The organism is Myroides sp. NP-2 (genome assembly GCF_014145665.1).
In the GTDB taxonomy this organism is placed as follows: Bacteria; Bacteroidota; Bacteroidia; order Flavobacteriales; family Flavobacteriaceae; genus Flavobacterium.
On record NZ_JACHTD010000008.1, the window covers coordinates 1 to 16,460 of the forward strand.

Genomic DNA, 16,460 nt, shown 5'->3' on the forward strand with positions numbered 1-16,460 from the left:
TTGAAGATGACAACGTTGATAGGCTATAGATGTAAAGGCAGTAATGTCAAAGTCGAGTAGTACTAATAGCCCGTAAGCTTATGTGTATCTCCCTCTACGTTATGTAGAGGGAGGGCAACTTTCTAAAGTTAGTTATGTATTTGTTAAGTTATAATATACAATATTAGTTATAGGATCCTTTTAGGAATTTATAACAACCGCTTTAGGGTGGTTATTGCGGCGGGGCTCACCTCTTCCCATTTCGAACAGAGAAGTTAAGCCCGCTAGCGCAGATGGTACTGCCACATGGTGGGAGAGTATGTCGTCGCCCTTCTTTTAAAAGCCTGATTACGCAAGTAGTCAGGCTTTTTTTTTGGTTTATAGTGAATGGTAAAGATGAGAATAATCAACACAGATTTCGTCGCTCGTCGCTCTTTGCGCTTCGTTCGATGCTCGTTGTAAAGCACAATTATCTTACAAATGAAGAAACTAAACAAACCGTGCAAACCGCGCAAATAACAAACCGTGCAAATCGTAGCGTAGCGTAGATTCATCGAACACCAAAACAAAATATAAACTAGGTGAGATAAACCGCGCAAAAAACAAATCGTAGATTCATCGAACACCAAAACCAATATAAACTAGGTGAGATAAACCGTGCAAACAACAAAAAGCGCGAACAACAACTTAGCATTCACTTCTCCTCAAGTATAATTATCAAAAACGTTTTTTTTGTCTAATTTCATTGAATTATTCGTAATATTTGAATTTATGTCAGAATTTTTATGTTTACAAATATTTAACTACCGAATAATATTCATTAAACATTAAATATTTCCGTATATTATTCTTTTGTATTATCTTTGCCGTGTAAAACTAGATAACGATGGAATATAAGTTAGATGAAATTGATTTAAAGATCTTGCGTATGATGCAAGACAATGCGCGAATCAATAATTCTGAATTAGCTCGTGAGCTTGGAATGGCGCCTTCAGCAGTGTTAGAACGAGTAAAGAAGCTCGAACACAAAGATGCGATTGTAGCTTATCACGCAAGAGTAAATCCCAATGCAATCAATCAGAAAATGCTTTCTTTTATTTTTATTAAAGTAGATGAGATCATTGGAGATGAAAACACAGGAAAAGCTTTAGCTCAAATTCCAGAAGTTTTAGAAGTACACGATATTGCTGGTGATGACGGTTATATCGTAAAAGTAAGAACATCGGATTCTATTGCACTTGTAAATTTAATGCGCAACTCCCTATCAAAGATTGAAGGGATTATTTCAACAAGAACAATAATCGTCTTACAAACAGTAAAAGAAGATAATAAATTAATAATTCCAGATACATTAGAATAGGTATGAAAGCAGTAGCTACAAATCAAACAAACAATAAATTAGTCTTAGGTGCATACTTAGTAGTATACTTTGTATGGGGGTCTACATTCTTTTTTATTCATAAAGCATTGAGTGATTTTACGCCCTTTGTTTTAGGATCCTTGCGATTTTTTGCTGCCAGTATGATTTTATTGACCTATTGTAAAATGAGAGGATATAAGATCTTTAATAAACAAGTAGTAAAACAAGCGTGTATTACAGGATTCCTATTGCTCTTCATTGATATGGGAGCCTTAATATGGGCGGAGCAACACGTATCAAGTGGTATTGCAGCTATTATGGCCGCAGCAGCAGCTTTGTGGTTTATTATTTTAGATAAGAAACAATGGAAACACAACTTTTCAAGTTTACCCATTATCTTGGGATTGATCCTTGGATTCGTTGGCGTTATCATGTTATTCGCTGAACAAATTACAATCGCTGGTGACGAGAGTCAACGTTTACTAAATATTTTCTGTATGGTGTTATTGATTTTGGGATCAATCGCATGGACAGTTGGTTCGCTTTATTCGAAGTATTCTAAAACAAAAAATGAGAATCAAGGAGAAGATTTACACGTAATGGTGAAAACATCATGGCAGATGATTACAGCAGGTGTTTTGTTTACCATCGTGGCTTTATTAAACGGTGAATATGCGCAGTTTGATATCTATGAGATTTCAGCTTCAGGATGGTTCTCGTTAGTGTATTTAATTACTTTCGGATCAATCTTGGCATTTGGATCTTATATTTGGTTGATTCAAAACCGACCTGTAACCGAAGTAAGTACGTATGCTTATGTAAACCCTGTGGTTGCAGTAGCTTTGAGCTATTTCTTTACGGACGATATTATTACAAGTCTTCAAATTGGCGGTTTAGTTGTTGTTTTGTTGAGTGTTGGATTGATGAATTGGGACCTTTATAAAGACAGTAAGTTCTTTAAGGGGTTTCAAAAGAAACGTCGCATGGACACTCAAGACAAAGAACAACTCCATATGAGTAATTAATTCTTTTTTCATTATTATAAAATTGATTAGAGCTAGCGCGTCATTGCGCTAGCTTTTTTTTTGTCTAATACTTTAGGGGTGAGTCATTTGATTTAAAAAATAGTACAAATATATTTTTTACATTTAAAAAATGTTGTACTTTTGCACAGCTTTTAGATCAGCGTTGTTTCACTAAAAGTCAAACAGTTATAAATGTAAAACCACTTCTGTTCCTTATCGCTGTATAAAGAAACTAGATAATGCAGAATACAAATTTATTATCAGCACATGTCTGAAAACGCAAAAACACAGGAAGAATTTTTAAAAGATTTTAATTGGGATAACTATGAAAATGGTATCGATGCAGTAGATGCAAATCAATTAAAAGAATTTGAAAGCTTAGTAGACAAAACTTTTATTTCTACAGACGACGAGGAAGTAGTTGAGGGAGTTGTAGTGAGAATCACTGACAGAGACGCGATTGTAGATATCAATGCTAAGTCTGAAGGTGTTATTTCATTAAACGAATTCCGTTACAACCCGAACTTAAAAGTAGGAGACAAAGTTGAAGTATTAATCGACGTTAGAGAAGATAAATACGGACAATTAGTTTTATCTCACAGAAAAGCTCGTACAATCAAAGCTTGGGATAGAGTTATTGCTGCTCATGAGTCAGGAGAAATCGTTAATGGTTTCGTAAAATGTAGAACTAAAGGAGGTATGATCGTTGACGTATTCGGAATCGAAGCATTCTTACCAGGTTCTCAAATTGATGTTAAGCCTATCCGTGATTACGATCAATACGTAAACAAAACAATGGAATTCAAAGTTGTTAAAATTAACCACGAATTCAAAAACGTTGTTGTATCTCACAAAGCGCTTATCGAAGCAGATATCGAAGTACAGAAAAAAGAAATTATCGGTCAATTACAAAAAGGTCAAGTGTTAGAAGGTGTTGTTAAAAACATTACTTCTTACGGAGTATTCATTGACTTAGGAGGTGTTGACGGATTAATCCACATTACAGATTTATCTTGGTCAAGAATCAACCACCCAAGCGAGGTGTTAGAGTTAGATCAAAAATTAAATGTTGTAATTTTAGATTTCGACGACGAGAAAACAAGAATTCAATTAGGTTTAAAACAACTTTACGCTCACCCTTGGGATGCTTTAGATTCTAACTTAAACGTTGGTGATAAAGTAAAAGGAAAAGTAGTTGTTTTAGCTGATTACGGTGCTTTCATCGAAGTTGCTGAAGGTGTTGAAGGTTTAATCCACGTTTCTGAAATGTCTTGGTCTACTCACTTGAGATCTGCACAAGATTTCGTAAAAGTTGGAGACGAAGTAGAGGCAGTTATCTTAACTCTTGATAGAGAAGAAAGAAAAATGTCTTTAGGTATCAAACAATTGTCACAAGACCCTTGGACAGATATCACTGCTAAATATCCAGTTGGATCTAAGCATTCAGGTATCGTTCGTAACTTTACAAACTTCGGTGTATTCGTAGAATTAGAAGAAGGAATTGATGGATTAATCTACATCTCTGACTTATCTTGGACGAAAAAAATCAAACACCCATCTGAGTTTGTAAACGTTGGAGACAAATTAGACGTTGTTGTATTAGAGTTAGACGTTGAAGGACGTAAATTATCTTTAGGTCACAAACAAACAACAGCTAACCCATGGGATAAATACGAAGATGCTTACGCAGTTGGTACAATCCACAATGGTGAAATCTCTGAATTAGTTGACAAAGGTGCTACTGTAATTTTCGAAGAAGATGTTGTAGCTTTCATTCCAACTCGTCACTTAGAAAAAGAAGACGGGAAGAAATTGAAAAAAGGTGATGCTGCTGAGTTCAAAATCATCGAGTTCAACAAAGAATTCAAAAGAGTAGTAGCTTCTCACACTTCTATCTTCCGCGAAGAAGAAGAGAAAAATGTGAAAACAGCTGAAACTTCTGTAAACACTGCAGAAAAAACAACTTTAGGAGATATCGACGCTCTTGCTGAGTTGAAAGAAAGAATGGAAAAAGGAAACTAATCCTTTCATCTATACAAGCTAAAAAGTCCTGACACTTTGTGTCAGGGCTTTTTTTTTATTTAGATAAATCGCGAATGCTTGTATTGTTTTGAGAATGGATCTTATCTTTGGTTATTTGATACTATTTATATACAACAGCCATGATTGAATTAAAACCGCTGTCCAAAGAGGATGTAATCCCTTTTTATACCTGGATTAATGATGAAGAAGTGATCAAGTTTTCTTTGAGTCTCTTTCAGCGTTTAACCTCAAAAGAACAAATAGACGCTTGGTATGAAGGTTTGTTTGATGAACAAAACACCTACAATATTGGAGTGTTTTTAAGGGAATCAGGAGAGCTAATTGGCTATGCGGGGATCAGTGGTATATCGACGCTGAATCACAGCGGAGAATACTTCATTTTCCTTGGAGATAAATCACAATGGGGCAAGGGAATTGGTACAAAAGTTACGCAAGAAGTTGTCACATACGGATTTGAAGTCCTGCAGTTGAATCGCATCATGCTCACTGTTTCAGAACTGAATTATGGCGGCATCAAAGCCTATGAAAAAGCTGGATTTACCGTCGAGGGGGTCCTGAAAGAAGCTTGCTATCGACAGGGGGCTTATCACGATAAAATCGTCATGGCTAGACTTCGATCTGGCTATAGCCTTAAAAAGAAGTAATACTGTTCCTATTTTATAAGGGTGTACAAGGTATAGCTAAAAAGAGAAACAATACTCGTGCTATAAAAAAAGGAGATTCAATCGAATCTCCTTTTCTATACATTTATTATTTTACTGCTTTAGAAGCGGTTAACTCAGCAATCTTAACGATTACTTCTGTTGCTTTTACCATGCTTTCTACAGGTACATATTCGTATTTTCCGTGGAAGTTATGTCCCCCAGCGAATATGTTCGGACAAGGTAATCCCATGTACGATAGCTGTGATCCATCTGTTCCACCGCGTATAGCTTTGATCAATGGTTTTATCCCCAATTCTTTCATCGCTTGTTCTGCCGTGTCTACAATGTGCATAACAGGTTCAACTTTTTGCTTCATGTTGAAGTACTGATCTCCAATCTCGCAAGAAACAATTGGTCCACCGAATTTTTTGTTGTGTTTTTTGTTGAATTTCTTCGCTAACTTGTCAATAAATACTTTGCGTTGCTCGTATTTCTTAAGGTTGTGATCGCGTATAATTAACTCTACAACAGACTCTTCAATACTACCACTCACTGTGTGCACGTGGAAGAATCCTTCGTATCCTGTCGTTTTTTGAGGTACTTCGTCTTTTGGCAATTTGTTGATGAACTTATTTGCTAGAAGAATTGAGTTGATCATTTTCCCTTTTGCATATCCAGGGTGGACACTCTTACCTGAGAAAGTTAGTTTCGCATATCCTGCATTGAAGTTTTCGTATTCCAACTCTCCAATTTGACTTCCATCCATCGTGTAAGCCCATTCTGCACCGAATTTTTTCACATCAAACAAGTGTGCTCCACGACCAATCTCTTCGTCAGGTGTGAATCCTACTCTGATTTTTCCGTGTTTAATTTCTGGGTGTTGTACTAAATACTCCATCGCTGAAACGATTTCTGTAATTCCCGCTTTGTCATCCGCTCCTAATAAAGTAGTACCGTCTGTGGTAATTAGTGTTTGTCCTTTATATTGTAATAAATCTTTAAAGTATGAAGGAGATAGTACAATATTTTGTTCTTTGTTTAAAACAATATCGCCACCATCATAGTTCTCGACAATCTGTGGTTTTACATTTGCACCAGAAAAATCAGGTGATGTATCAAAGTGAGCAATAAAACCAATTGTTGGTACTTCATGCTCTACATTGCTAGGCAAAGTTGCCATCACATATGCGTTCTCATCTATTGTTACGTCTTCTAGACCAATTTGTTTTAATTCTTCAACTAGTTTGTTTGCTAAGTCCCATTGCTTTTCAGTACTAGGGCAGGTTTGAGAAGAAGGATCAGACTCTGTATCAACAGTCACATAACTGATGAAACGATCAATAATATGTTGCATAGTATTAAATTTTATATCTAACAAAAGTATGAATTTATTAAATGAAAGCCTTATAATGTCCAGGCTTTTTCACGGCAGTAGTTTTACCCTGCTCTTTGGGGCTAGTTTAAAAAAATTAGAATATCATTAGTAAACGCTATTTTCACGGCAAGGCAATAATCTGTAAAGAAGGATTGTTGTATCTTTGAATTTCAATTCAAAAAAGACGCGTAATGAAGCATTTATTTTGTTTGTTGAGCTTGTTATTTGCACAAGTTGTACTGGCTGTAAATCCAATAAAAGAATATGTTGACACGCCGGCAAACTCTAAATTTCGCTATGAGGAAGTGCAGATTGAGACTGCGGATGGGTATGCCTTACAGTCCTGGACGATATATCCCGATGATGCTAATCGATTGAATCGAACCTTAATTCTCGCCTATAGCGATGCGGGTAATATGTCGTATTGGCTCAGGCAGGGGATTGAAATAGTCAACCAGGGCTATACAGTAGTGATGTTTGATTATCGTGGATTTGGGGCAAGTGATGCTTTTGAAATGGAAGAGGATATGCTGTATTACGACGAATTTGCTATTGATTTGCAAGCCGTTGTTGCTTATGCGAAAGAAAAATTCAATACAAAAATAGGCGTTTGGGCCCTGTCTATGGGAACAATTTCTGCAGTTATTACACATAATGTTCAACCGTATGACTACTTAATCGCTGATGGTTTTGTGGTGGATCCCAAAATAATTATTGAACGCTTGTATCATTTTTTGGAAAAAGAAATCCACTTACCTCCGGGTGCGAATGCGTATGACAAAGCCTTGACGCGTTTAACGCTTCCTGTTTTATTTATTGTTGGCGATCGCGATGGATTGACCACGATGCAAGACAGCCATCGAGTGAAACCACTAAATCCCAAAAGCGAAGTGGTTGCCTATAAAGGAGGACACTTACAAGGGTTTCAAGCCATGACTAAAACCTATCACGGTGAAGGTTATATCGATGCAATTAACGCTTTTTACACTAAGACATTTGAAAAATAACTAACACATAATGGAACACAGACACTTTCTTCTCTACAAACCACACGGGTATATCAGTCAGTTTATATACGAAAAGAAAAGAAACAAAAGAAAATTAGGAGAGTTATTTGATTTTCCAGTAGGAACTATGGCTATAGGGCGATTGGATGAAAATTCAGAAGGATTGTTGCTATTGACTACCGATGGAATGATGAGTGAGCGTATACGCGGGGAAAAATATGAAAAAGAATACTACGCACAAGTGGATGGACGAATTACAGATGAAGCAATTGAAATATTGCGTAAGGGCGTGGAAATTGGTGTAAAGGGAGAAAAGTACTTCACCAAAGAATGCGAAGTCGAAGCTTTGGATCAAGTGCCGGATTGGATTGGTGTAGGAAGGAGAATACGAGACGAAAGACATGGGCCAACCAGTTGGGTTCGCCTTGTGTTGACAGAAGGTAAGTTTAGACAAGTGCGAAAAATGACTGCTAGCGTCGGATTTCCGACCTTGCGATTGGTTCGTGTGAGAATCGGAAATATTGCTCTGGCTGGTTTGAAAGTGGGAGAGGTAAAAGAAGTAACAACGTTGTAAAACTAAGTGTATGCATAGTAAAGCAAATGAGAATTACCAATTTCAAAAAATTATAGCAATTGTTGGTGTACTGTTGTTTCTGATAAAGCTAGTTGCGTGGTATATGACTCGATCTGTCGCTATTTTTACAGATGCTTTGGAGAGTGTGGTCAACGTCATTAGCGGTTTTATCGGTTTGTACAGCTTGTATTTATCGGCACAACCTCGAGATCGAAACCATCCCTATGGCCACGGAAAAGTAGAATTTATTTCTGCAACTATCGAAGGAGGATTGATTATCATGGCGGGAATAGCCATTATTTTTGAGGGGGTACGCAACATCATTAATCCGCAACCGATAGGACAACTCGATTACGGAATCTTTTTAGTCGCGGTTACTGCGGTAGTTAACTATGTTCTGGGGTGGTACGCAATCAAAAAAGGAAAAATAAACAAATCACTTGCGTTGGTAGCGAGTGGAAAACACCTCCAATCTGATACCTATTCGACTGTCGGAATTATTTTAGGATTGCTCTTGTTGTTCTTCACTAACTTGCATTGGATCGATAGTGGGGTTGCCCTTATTTTTGCCTTGATTATTATTGTTACAGGGTATAAAATTGTTCGAGGTGCAGTATCGGGAATTATGGATGAAACTGACGAAGCCTTATTAGAAGAGGTAATAGAATACTTAGAAAGCAACCGAAAAGAGAACTGGATTGACCTACATAATATGCGCATCATAAAGTATGGCAGTGTGCTGCACTTTGATTGTCACATGACGGTTCCCTGGTATTTTACCATTGTAGAAGGGCATAAGGAAGTAGAATTGCTAGAAAAGGAGATCAGTGATCAATTTGGTTCTGATTTAGAACTATTTGTTCACATGGACGACTGTAAGACGTTTTCGTGTAAAATATGTAGCAAACAAGATTGTCCATTCCGCAAGGAACCATTTGAAAGACAAATCAAGTGGACCATAGAGAATGTTTCAAAAAATAAACGACATACCAGTACTACTGGACAAGAGTAAAACGCTTGTTTTGCCTGTCAAACCGCAAGTAATCCTCTTGAAAAAAGCGATCAAAAACACCATTGGCAATTAAGGCATCAATGGTGTTTTTTGTATACCCATCAGCTTGAAGAACTAGGGCTTCATCTGCAAAGTGCAGAGCTAATTCGATATCGTGACTGGAAAATAAAATGGTTTTATTTTCCTCTCGTGTAAGGTGGTGTAAGAGTTGGTATAACTTGACTTTGTGGTTGAGATCCAAATGACTAGAAGGCTCGTCCAAAATCAACAACGGTGTGTTTTGGGCAAGGGCTTTAGCGATTAACACCCGTTGCAATTGGCCATCGCTCAAATTCATTAGCGGTTGATGTACTAAAGAGGCGATTGAAGTTAGATCTACGGCTTTGTCAATCCAGTATTGATCCTCTTTTGTCAATTTTGCTTGCCAATTTACATGAGGTGTTCGACTGATTTGCAGTAATTCTATTACGCGAAGATTCAACTGAGGAATAGGTTCGGTGAGGACAACGCTAATCTCTTTTGCCAATTCATGTGCAGAATAGGAGGTAAGTGGTTTGTCACCAAGGGTGATCCCTCCACTTAACGGAGGTTGATGCCCTATCAAGGTTCGCAGTAAGGTTGATTTACCAATGCCGTTGATACCTAATAAGGTGGTTAATGAATTGGGCGTAAGCTCGAAGGTCAGGCTTTCTTGGATGACCTTGGTCTGTCTTCGTCCTGTCGAATAACCAATTGTTAACGCTTTTGTATGTAACATAATCCTCTTTTTTAAGTAACCAAATACAAACTTACTACATTCTTTTTAGCAGGTAAGATTCAACAGTAAAAAAGGTGAAGATCACTATTAGATTCGTCGGATTATACCATAGAGTACAGTAAATAAGTTTTATATTTGTTGCATAATAAATTTAGATTGTCGAAATAATGAAACCGAACACACAACAACTAACGGAGTTAACTACACAAGTAAGAAGAGATATTCTTAGAATGGTACATGCGGTGAATTCTGGGCATCCAGGTGGTTCATTAGGGTGTGCTGAATATTTAGTGTCATTGTATCAAGCGATTATGGATCGCAAAGAGACTTTTACAATGGATGGAGAAGGAGAGGATCTTTTCTTTTTATCTAATGGGCATATTTCCCCTGTATTTTACAGTGTATTAGCACGTAGTGGATATTTTCCAGTATCAGAATTAGTTACTTTCAGAAAATTAAATTCGAGATTACAAGGACACCCTTGTACTCACGATAAATTACCAGGAGTACGCATGGCTTCAGGATCTTTAGGGCAAGGGTTGTCTGTAGGTATTGGAGCGGCTCAAGCTAAGAAATTGAATAAAGACGAGCATTTAGTCTATGTACTTTTAGGTGATGGAGAACTTCAAGAAGGTCAAAACTGGGAGGCGATTATGTATGCTTCTGCTAATAAAGTAGATAATTTAATTGCAACAGTCGATTTAAACGGAAAACAAATTGATGGGCCAACAGAAGAGGTATTGAATTTAGGCTCGATGAAAGCGAAATTTGAAGCTTTTGATTGGAGTGTAATCGAAATCAAAGAAGGAAATTCCATTGATGCGATTCTAAAAGGATATGAGCAAGCGAAAGGGTTGGCAAAACAAGGAAAACCAGTTTGTGTATTGTTGCACACGGAAATGGGGAATGGCGTTGACTTTATGATGGGAACACATGCTTGGCATGGAAAAGCACCTAATGATGCTCAATTAGAAGAAGCGTTAAAACAAAATCCAGAAACTTCATTTGGAGATTATTAATCTGTTGACTTTAGAATTATCATGAAAAAATATATAAATACAGGAAGTAAAGATACGCGTTCAGGTTTTGGAGCTGGACTTACAGAATTAGGGCAAACAAACGAAAACGTAGTTGCCTTATGTGCTGATTTAATTGGATCATTGAAAATGGACGATTTTAAAAAGAATCATCCAGAGCGTTTTTTTCAAGCGGGAATCGCGGAAGCTAATATGATCGGTATGGCGGCAGGGATGACTATTGGAGGGAAAATTCCGTTTACGGGAACATTTGCCAATTTCTCAACAGGTCGCGTATATGATCAAATCCGTCAATCGGTTGCCTATTCTGAGAAAAATGTTAAGATCTGTGCTTCACATGCGGGATTAACATTAGGAGAAGATGGTGCTACTCACCAAATTTTAGAAGATATTGGTTTGATGAAAATGTTACCTGGTATGACGGTAATTAATACGTGTGATTACAATCAAACCAAAGCAGCAACATTAGCTATTGCAGCGCATGATGGTCCTGTATACTTGCGTTTTGGGCGCCCAGTTGTGCCTAACTTTATGCCAGAAAACGAGAAATTCGAAATTGGAAAAGCTGTGCTTTTACAAGAAGGAAAAGATGTAACCATAGTTGTAACAGGGCATTTGGTATGGGAAGCGTTATTGGCAGCTGAAGTATTAGAAGCCAAAGGAATCTCAGCAGAGGTTATCAATATTCATACGATTAAACCTTTGGATGAAGAAGCTATTTTGCGTTCGGTGGCTAAAACAGGATGCGTGGTTACAGCTGAAGAACACAACTTTTTAGGAGGTTTAGGAGAAAGCGTAGCTCGTGTATTGGCATTGAATAATCCATTACCACAAGAATTCGTAGCTGTACAAGACACTTTTGGTGAATCGGGTACACCAGATGAATTAATGGAAAAATATGGCTTAAAAGCTGCTAATATTGTTGAAAAATCAGAATTGGTTATCAACAGAAAGTTTAAGCGATAAGCGAAAGACAAAAAAAAGAGAGGTAATACCTCTCTTTTTTTTTGATAGATGTAAAAAAAGCAGTTGATAATCAACTGCTTTTATATTTTGTAATACGTGGTTTATTTGCTTGGCCACACCCATTCTCCATCAACCATAAATGGCTTACAAGTGTTGTCTAGATAACGAGGTGTTTCTGAACAATTCTTTAATTCTGCCGCATCGTATTGGTAGTGTTTTATTTTTCCATTTGCATCCTTATACTGCAATTCAATTCGCGTTGGAACCCCATCACCGTCATCGTCAATATCTAAGAAATTTGGTACATTGTCGTTGTTGGTGTCGTATTCGAAATAATCGTGAATCGTTAACTCAGTCCCTATTTTTTCAGGTTTTACTTCATATTTAGATGGGATTCCATCTAAATCGTGATCGCGTTCAAAAGTACTGATTAACGTCAAATCCGAAATAAAAGGTTCATAGGCTTTTAATTTGTCAAACCCACTGTTGAACTGACCTATTCCCGCAGGGATAAAAACAATAATTCGCCCAGCAGTTGCTTGGTCATATGAAATTGTTCCATCTGGATTAATACCTGAATGCAGAGCCGTTTTGATCTTCTTCAACATCTGACGCTCTCCAGTGTACATGCGCAAAGGAGCAGGAACAGTATTCTTTAACTCTGCAATTGTTGGAGGAAATGAATAGAATCCACCAGTTGTTGGGTGATTGTTTGAGGTAATACGTTCATTTTTTAAGCTGAAACTCGTTCTTTTAACAAAGATCGAATCTACAGGTGAACTTGTTTGACCTTGTCCTTGGTTCAAAACCAAATAGTATATTTTGTATTTAACTGTATCCGCCGATTTAGTATACTTGTAAATTACTTTAGTACGATCATACGGGTCGATCAAAGAAAAAGCAGCATAATCTTCATTGTTTACTACAATTGAGTCTAAGCGGCTATCGTAAAAAATAGCTTTTTCATTGGTGTGATTTGCACTGTTAATACTATCAAAAGTAATTACCCCGTTACGCTCAATCATGTAGTTGTTCTTTAAATACTTCAGGATTGATGCTTTGTTATTTACATATACTTCATGGGAATCTTTCAATGGCTCAGGTGTAAAACCTCCTGAATCATCACTTTTATTGCAGCTGATCGCCGTAATTACAAGTGTAAGAATACCAAAAATAGAAAATAGTCTATTCATTATTTTTGAATTATTTTAGTAGTGCAAGATACAATTTTACTTTATTTTTGTCTTGAATAATAAAGAATTTTAATATTTAATTATGCGTATTGACAAATACTTGTGGTGTGTACGGTATTACAAAACTAGAAACATAGCAACAGAGGCGTGTAAAAAAGGACATATTACAGTAAATGGGCAAACCGTAAAGCCTTCACGCGAAGTTTTTCCCACAGATAAGATTACGTTGCGAAAAGATCAAATTGTGTATAAACTAACGGTCTTAGACGTCCCTTTAAACCGAGTAGGGGCCAAGTTGGTAGATATTTACCGCAAAGATGAAACTCCAGCAGAGGCTTTTGAGCATTTGGATTTGTTGCGTCAAACCAAAGAATACTACCGCGCTAAAGGAACGGGAAGGCCTACGAAGAAGGATCGAAGAGATATTGATGGATTCTTGGATTTAGATGAAGATGACGAAGGAATTGAATAAAGCGTATTGGGAGGATCGCTATCGCAATCAGGAGGCTAAGTGGAATGCTAAGTCTATTACCACGCCTTTACAAGCGTATATCGATCAGCTTACGCAAACTGAACGAAGTATTTTAGTTCCCGGGGTAGGACATGGACACGAGTTGTTGTATTTGCATCGCAAAGGGTTTACTTCAAGTGTAGGTATAGATCTTACTGCTATTGCCATGGAAGAAACAGCAAAAGAGCACGCTGATTTCCCTGTCGATCACGTGATTATAGGGGACTTTTTTGCGCATGAAGGACAATATGATCTCATTTTAGAGCAGACGTTTTTTTGTTCGCTTCCTATGGAGAAAAGAGAGGATTATGTCAAAAAGATGTACGAATTACTTCGACCGAATGGCAAATTAGTAGGGGTGTTATTTGATGCTTTTTTTGAGCAACCAGGTCCTCCCTTCGGTGGTGATCGCGAAACGTATAAGGCGTTGTTCGAACCGTATTTTACTCTCGAGGTTATGGAACCCGCATTCAACTCGATTAAACCAAGACAAGATAGAGAATTGTTTATTATACTAAAGAAAAAGATATGACCAAAAAAATCATTTTAAATAAAGAGCAAATTGGGTTTAAAACCAAACGCATTGCGTATCAAATTTACGAGACCTTTTCAGAAGAACAAGAAATCGTTATCGCTGGAGTAGCGAATAGCGGTTTTATATTTGCGCAAAAGATTGCCAAAGTATTGAGTGAGATTGCAGCTATCGAAGTTAAACTATGCGAAGTTCAAATTGACAAGGCCAATCCAATTAATCCCATTCACACTTCTTTAAAAGAAGAAGAGTACACCGGAAAGGCGATTGTTTTGGTGGATGACGTTTTGAATTCGGGTGCAACACTTATCTACGGAGTAAAACACTTCTTGAATGTACCCGTTAAGAAAATGAAAACAGCTGTTTTAATCGATCGAAATCACAAGACCTACCCCATTAAAGCAGACTATAAAGGATTGTCGCTATCGACCTCCTTATTGGAGCATATTCAAGTTGTTTTTACAGCAGAGGATGAGTATGCTTATTTAAGCTAGTTGGTGAGTTGAGCGACAAGCTCATCTACAATTTGAGTTACAGACTTGTCATCCACAACCACAATGTGTTTGGCTTGATAATAAAAATAACTTCGATCAAAGAGGTGTTTGGCAATAAAAGTTTCAAGAGTATCGTCCGTGTTAATTTGCAGCATAGGGCGATGCTCTTTTTCTTTTTCTAATCTTTCAGCGAGGGTTGCTATTGATGCTTTGAGGTAAAACGAGTGTACGTGTTTCCATTGTAAAACTTCGTGATTATTGGCATAGCAAGGTGTACCTCCCCCAAGACTAATGATGGCTTTTTCTTCTTTGTTTAAAAGTTGATGGAGGACTTGGTGTTCTATTTTTCTAAAAAAGACTTCTCCTTTTTCAGCAAAGAGTGCGCTAATTTTTTTTTGTTGTTGTTTTTCGATTTCATGGTCTAGATCATAGTAGGGAAGGTTGAGTTGTTGCGCAAGTTGTTGCGCAATTGTGGATTTTCCTGCACCCATATAACCTAAAATAATTATTTTTTCCATAAAATAAGGGGTTGTAAAATAGTGAGTTATGTAAAAATACCCTGTTTTTGAGGGATGATGTTGACAAAAATAAAACAAAAACATGATGTTTTTAAAAAAAAACGTTCTATATTTGCACCCGCAATCAGGAATTGATTAGACTCGATAGCTCAGTTGGTAGAGCACAACACTTTTAATGTTGGGGTCCTGGGTTCGAGCCCCAGTCGGGTCACAGAAATTCTAAAAAATACAATTCTAAGATTGCAATGACTCGATAGCTCAGTTGGTAGAGCACAACACTTTTAATGTTGGGGTCCTGGGTTCGAGCCCCAGTCGGGTCACTTAAATTTTATAAAATACATCGCAATTCTTTGGATTGTAATGACTCGATAGCTCAGTTGGTAGAGCACAACACTTTTAATGTTGGGGTCCTGGGTTCGAGCCCCAGTCGGGTCACTATTTTATAAAATAAAAGAGACATACAAATTATAATTGATTAGACTCGATAGCTCAGTTGGTAGAGCACAACACTTTTAATGTTGGGGTCCTGGGTTCGAGCCCCAGTCGGGTCACTATCTTTTATAAAAAAAATGCACATACAAGTTACATTAGTAACGACTCGATAGCTCAGTTGGTAGAGCACAACACTTTTAATGTTGGGGTCCTGGGTTCGAGCCCCAGTCGGGTCACAAAAGCTATTCCTAATCGAATGGCTTTTTTTAATTCTTTAGCGATTTCTTGATGAAAGAAAATAGAAAAAGAATTATATTTACCCACTCACAAGGCCGGGTGGAGGAATTGGTAGACTCGCCATCTTGAGGGGGTGGTGTCGCAAGACGTATGGGTTCGAGTCCCATTCCGGTCACTTTTAAAAAACGCAAACATCTTATTTATAGGTGTTTGCGTTTTTTTATTACTGATTTAGCATGGCAATTATGCTATTGAGGTAGTATTGTTTAATTGTAAATACCTCATAAAAAGGGTTACAATAGGATGATGCACTTCCATAACCTCTTCTGTAGAGAAAGAAGTTAAGGGAAACCATTGTAAGGCTTTGATGTCATCTTTGGGTTGAATATCTGCTGTTGTTGCAGGAATTTCTAACAGATACAAATGGGTGATAATTTTGTCTTTGTGGTTGCGGTAGCGGGGATCATCGATTTTAGTTGAGCCTAAGTAGCGTATCTCGTCTGGAGTAGCTACGAGGTTGGTTTCTTCGAATAACTCTCTTACAGCGGCTGATTCATAGCTAGAATCATCTGCATCGACAAATCCGCCTACAAAACGCCATTTGGGTTCATTTTCTTTTTTACCCAGTAATAGGGAATAGGTTTGGTCTGCATTTAAACGCAGTACCGCAATATCCACTGTGGGAATTGCGTTAGGATAAACTTTTTCTTGCATTTTTGTTGTTTTGAGGAGATGAAGGTAAAACAAAAAAGGCTGAATACGTT

General features: G+C 37.4%; 17 protein-coding genes, 6 tRNA genes and 2 rRNA genes. 20 read left to right on the forward strand and 5 right to left on the reverse strand.

Features of this window, described 5'->3' with window-relative positions:
- The 6 genes from H4K35_RS09055 to H4K35_RS09080 all read left to right on the forward strand — a co-directional run.
- A 23S ribosomal RNA gene (locus H4K35_RS09055) occupies nucleotides 1-87 on the forward strand; the annotation flags it as partial.
- Between the two features lie 116 nt (nucleotides 88-203).
- Nucleotides 204-313 (forward strand): 5S ribosomal RNA (gene rrf, locus H4K35_RS09060).
- A 552-nt stretch (nucleotides 314-865) separates the two neighbouring features.
- A complete protein-coding gene (locus tag H4K35_RS09065; protein WP_182627197.1) occupies nucleotides 866-1,339 on the forward strand; it encodes an Lrp/AsnC family transcriptional regulator in 474 nt (157 codons plus the stop codon).
- A gap of 2 nt (nucleotides 1,340-1,341) precedes the next feature.
- Nucleotides 1,342-2,364, forward strand: coding sequence for an EamA family transporter (locus H4K35_RS09070; RefSeq protein ID WP_182627199.1), 1,023 nt, complete (start codon nucleotides 1,342-1,344; stop codon nucleotides 2,362-2,364).
- A 267-nt stretch (nucleotides 2,365-2,631) separates the two neighbouring features.
- Nucleotides 2,632-4,386: a 30S ribosomal protein S1 gene (rpsA, locus tag H4K35_RS09075; RefSeq protein WP_182627201.1), complete on the forward strand. Its 1,755-nt coding sequence runs from the start codon at nucleotides 2,632-2,634 to the stop codon at nucleotides 4,384-4,386.
- A 140-nt stretch (nucleotides 4,387-4,526) separates the two neighbouring features.
- Nucleotides 4,527-5,051: a GNAT family N-acetyltransferase gene (locus H4K35_RS09080; protein WP_182627203.1), complete on the forward strand. Its 525-nt coding sequence runs from the start codon at nucleotides 4,527-4,529 to the stop codon at nucleotides 5,049-5,051.
- A gap of 106 nt (nucleotides 5,052-5,157) precedes the next feature.
- Here the strand turns inward: H4K35_RS09080 and pepT are convergent, their stop codons facing one another.
- Nucleotides 5,158-6,405 carry a peptidase T gene (gene pepT / locus H4K35_RS09085; RefSeq protein ID WP_182627205.1) on the reverse strand — a complete coding sequence of 416 codons (1,248 nt, stop codon included), beginning with the start codon at nucleotides 6,403-6,405 and terminating at the stop codon, nucleotides 5,158-5,160.
- 212 nt (nucleotides 6,406-6,617) lie between these two features.
- Here pepT and H4K35_RS09090 point away from each other — a divergent pair, with 212 nt between their 5' ends.
- Genes H4K35_RS09090 through H4K35_RS09100 form a run of 3 tightly spaced genes read left to right on the forward strand, consistent with a single transcriptional unit; the run spans nucleotide 6,618 to nucleotide 9,019 of the window.
- Entirely contained in the window at nucleotides 6,618-7,433 is an 816-nt protein-coding gene (locus H4K35_RS09090) for an alpha/beta hydrolase (protein WP_182627206.1), read from the forward strand.
- 10 nt (nucleotides 7,434-7,443) lie between these two features.
- Nucleotides 7,444-8,007: a pseudouridine synthase gene (locus H4K35_RS09095; RefSeq protein ID WP_182627208.1), complete on the forward strand. Its 564-nt coding sequence runs from the start codon at nucleotides 7,444-7,446 to the stop codon at nucleotides 8,005-8,007.
- Nucleotides 8,008-8,017: 10 nt separating this feature from the next.
- The gene (locus H4K35_RS09100) at nucleotides 8,018-9,019 is read left to right on the forward strand and encodes a cation diffusion facilitator family transporter (protein ID WP_182627210.1); all 1,002 of its coding nucleotides are present in this window, start codon (nucleotides 8,018-8,020) and stop codon (nucleotides 9,017-9,019) included.
- Here H4K35_RS09100 and H4K35_RS09105 read toward each other — a convergent pair.
- Nucleotides 9,003-9,776 carry an ABC transporter ATP-binding protein gene (locus tag H4K35_RS09105; RefSeq protein ID WP_182627212.1) on the reverse strand — a complete coding sequence of 258 codons (774 nt, stop codon included), beginning with the start codon at nucleotides 9,774-9,776 and terminating at the stop codon, nucleotides 9,003-9,005. The genes H4K35_RS09100 and H4K35_RS09105 overlap by 17 nt on opposite strands.
- Before the next feature lie 167 nt (nucleotides 9,777-9,943).
- Here H4K35_RS09105 and H4K35_RS09110 point away from each other — a divergent pair, with 167 nt between their 5' ends.
- Both H4K35_RS09110 and H4K35_RS09115 read left to right on the forward strand, forming a co-directional pair.
- Nucleotides 9,944-10,795 (forward strand): transketolase, encoded by an 852-nt coding sequence (locus tag H4K35_RS09110; protein WP_182627214.1) that lies wholly within the window; start codon nucleotides 9,944-9,946, stop codon nucleotides 10,793-10,795.
- 21 nt (nucleotides 10,796-10,816) lie between these two features.
- Nucleotides 10,817-11,779: a transketolase family protein gene (locus tag H4K35_RS09115; RefSeq protein WP_182627216.1), complete on the forward strand. Its 963-nt coding sequence runs from the start codon at nucleotides 10,817-10,819 to the stop codon at nucleotides 11,777-11,779.
- A 101-nt stretch (nucleotides 11,780-11,880) separates the two neighbouring features.
- Here the strand turns inward: H4K35_RS09115 and H4K35_RS09120 are convergent, their stop codons facing one another.
- A complete protein-coding gene (locus H4K35_RS09120) occupies nucleotides 11,881-12,972 on the reverse strand; it encodes a hypothetical protein (protein ID WP_182627218.1) in 1,092 nt (363 codons plus the stop codon).
- Between the two features lie 82 nt (nucleotides 12,973-13,054).
- Here H4K35_RS09120 and H4K35_RS09125 point away from each other — a divergent pair, with 82 nt between their 5' ends.
- From H4K35_RS09125 to H4K35_RS09135, 3 genes are read left to right on the forward strand one after another with little or no spacing between them, the layout of a single operon-like run.
- Nucleotides 13,055-13,444, forward strand: coding sequence for an RNA-binding S4 domain-containing protein (locus H4K35_RS09125; protein ID WP_182627220.1), 390 nt, complete (start codon nucleotides 13,055-13,057; stop codon nucleotides 13,442-13,444).
- Nucleotides 13,419-14,015 carry a methyltransferase gene (locus H4K35_RS09130; protein ID WP_255492412.1) on the forward strand — a complete coding sequence of 199 codons (597 nt, stop codon included), beginning with the start codon at nucleotides 13,419-13,421 and terminating at the stop codon, nucleotides 14,013-14,015. The genes H4K35_RS09125 and H4K35_RS09130 overlap by 26 nt, the downstream gene beginning before the upstream one ends.
- Nucleotides 14,012-14,509, forward strand: coding sequence for a phosphoribosyltransferase domain-containing protein (locus H4K35_RS09135; RefSeq protein WP_182627222.1), 498 nt, complete (start codon nucleotides 14,012-14,014; stop codon nucleotides 14,507-14,509). Before H4K35_RS09130 ends, H4K35_RS09135 begins: the two co-directional genes overlap by 4 nt.
- On the opposite strand, the gene H4K35_RS09140 is transcribed toward H4K35_RS09135, so the two are convergent.
- On the reverse strand, nucleotides 14,506-15,027 hold the full coding sequence (locus H4K35_RS09140; protein ID WP_255492413.1) for a shikimate kinase: 522 nt from the start codon (nucleotides 15,025-15,027) through the stop codon (nucleotides 14,506-14,508). The genes H4K35_RS09135 and H4K35_RS09140 overlap by 4 nt on opposite strands.
- A gap of 138 nt (nucleotides 15,028-15,165) precedes the next feature.
- On the opposite strand from H4K35_RS09140, the gene H4K35_RS09145 reads away from it, so the two are divergent.
- From H4K35_RS09145 to H4K35_RS09170, 6 genes are all read left to right on the forward strand, one after another.
- Nucleotides 15,166-15,238: transfer RNA gene (locus H4K35_RS09145), tRNA-Lys, on the forward strand.
- Nucleotides 15,239-15,274: 36 nt separating this feature from the next.
- Nucleotides 15,275-15,347 (forward strand) — tRNA-Lys (locus H4K35_RS09150).
- A gap of 42 nt (nucleotides 15,348-15,389) precedes the next feature.
- A tRNA-Lys gene (locus tag H4K35_RS09155) sits at nucleotides 15,390-15,462 on the forward strand.
- A gap of 43 nt (nucleotides 15,463-15,505) precedes the next feature.
- Nucleotides 15,506-15,578, forward strand: a tRNA-Lys gene (locus H4K35_RS09160).
- Nucleotides 15,579-15,622: 44 nt separating this feature from the next.
- Nucleotides 15,623-15,695 (forward strand) — tRNA-Lys (locus H4K35_RS09165).
- Nucleotides 15,696-15,789: 94 nt separating this feature from the next.
- Nucleotides 15,790-15,871 (forward strand) — tRNA-Leu (locus tag H4K35_RS09170).
- Nucleotides 15,872-15,939: 68 nt separating this feature from the next.
- Here the strand turns inward: H4K35_RS09170 and H4K35_RS09175 are convergent.
- On the reverse strand, nucleotides 15,940-16,410 hold the full coding sequence (locus H4K35_RS09175; RefSeq protein WP_182627226.1) for an NUDIX hydrolase: 471 nt from the start codon (nucleotides 16,408-16,410) through the stop codon (nucleotides 15,940-15,942).
- Nucleotides 16,411-16,460 lie beyond the last annotated feature (50 nt).

What these genes read in the sequence shown, in the direction of transcription:
- H4K35_RS09130 (WP_255492412.1), top strand. Translation starts at nt 13,419, where the DNA reads ATGAAGATGACGAAGGAATTGAATAAAGCGTATTGGGAGGATCGCTAT.
- H4K35_RS09115 (WP_182627216.1), top strand. Translation starts at nt 10,817, where the DNA reads ATGAAAAAATATATAAATACAGGAAGTAAAGATACGCGTTCAGGTTTT.
- H4K35_RS09175 (WP_182627226.1), bottom strand. Translation starts at nt 16,410, where the DNA reads ATGCAAGAAAAAGTTTATCCTAACGCAATTCCCACAGTGGATATTGCG.
- pepT (WP_182627205.1), bottom strand. Translation starts at nt 6,405, where the DNA reads ATGCAACATATTATTGATCGTTTCATCAGTTATGTGACTGTTGATACA.
- H4K35_RS09135 (WP_182627222.1), top strand. Translation starts at nt 14,012, where the DNA reads ATGACCAAAAAAATCATTTTAAATAAAGAGCAAATTGGGTTTAAAACC.
- H4K35_RS09140 (WP_255492413.1), bottom strand. Translation starts at nt 15,027, where the DNA reads ATGGAAAAAATAATTATTTTAGGTTATATGGGTGCAGGAAAATCCACA.
- H4K35_RS09080 (WP_182627203.1), top strand. Translation starts at nt 4,527, where the DNA reads ATGATTGAATTAAAACCGCTGTCCAAAGAGGATGTAATCCCTTTTTAT.
- H4K35_RS09065 (WP_182627197.1), top strand. Translation starts at nt 866, where the DNA reads ATGGAATATAAGTTAGATGAAATTGATTTAAAGATCTTGCGTATGATG.
- H4K35_RS09070 (WP_182627199.1), top strand. Translation starts at nt 1,342, where the DNA reads ATGAAAGCAGTAGCTACAAATCAAACAAACAATAAATTAGTCTTAGGT.
- H4K35_RS09090 (WP_182627206.1), top strand. Translation starts at nt 6,618, where the DNA reads ATGAAGCATTTATTTTGTTTGTTGAGCTTGTTATTTGCACAAGTTGTA.
- H4K35_RS09110 (WP_182627214.1), top strand. Translation starts at nt 9,944, where the DNA reads ATGAAACCGAACACACAACAACTAACGGAGTTAACTACACAAGTAAGA.
- H4K35_RS09095 (WP_182627208.1), top strand. Translation starts at nt 7,444, where the DNA reads ATGGAACACAGACACTTTCTTCTCTACAAACCACACGGGTATATCAGT.
- H4K35_RS09100 (WP_182627210.1), top strand. Translation starts at nt 8,018, where the DNA reads ATGCATAGTAAAGCAAATGAGAATTACCAATTTCAAAAAATTATAGCA.
- H4K35_RS09120 (WP_182627218.1), bottom strand. Translation starts at nt 12,972, where the DNA reads ATGAATAGACTATTTTCTATTTTTGGTATTCTTACACTTGTAATTACG.
- H4K35_RS09105 (WP_182627212.1), bottom strand. Translation starts at nt 9,776, where the DNA reads ATGTTACATACAAAAGCGTTAACAATTGGTTATTCGACAGGACGAAGA.
- rpsA (WP_182627201.1), top strand. Translation starts at nt 2,632, where the DNA reads ATGTCTGAAAACGCAAAAACACAGGAAGAATTTTTAAAAGATTTTAAT.
- H4K35_RS09125 (WP_182627220.1), top strand. Translation starts at nt 13,055, where the DNA reads ATGCGTATTGACAAATACTTGTGGTGTGTACGGTATTACAAAACTAGA.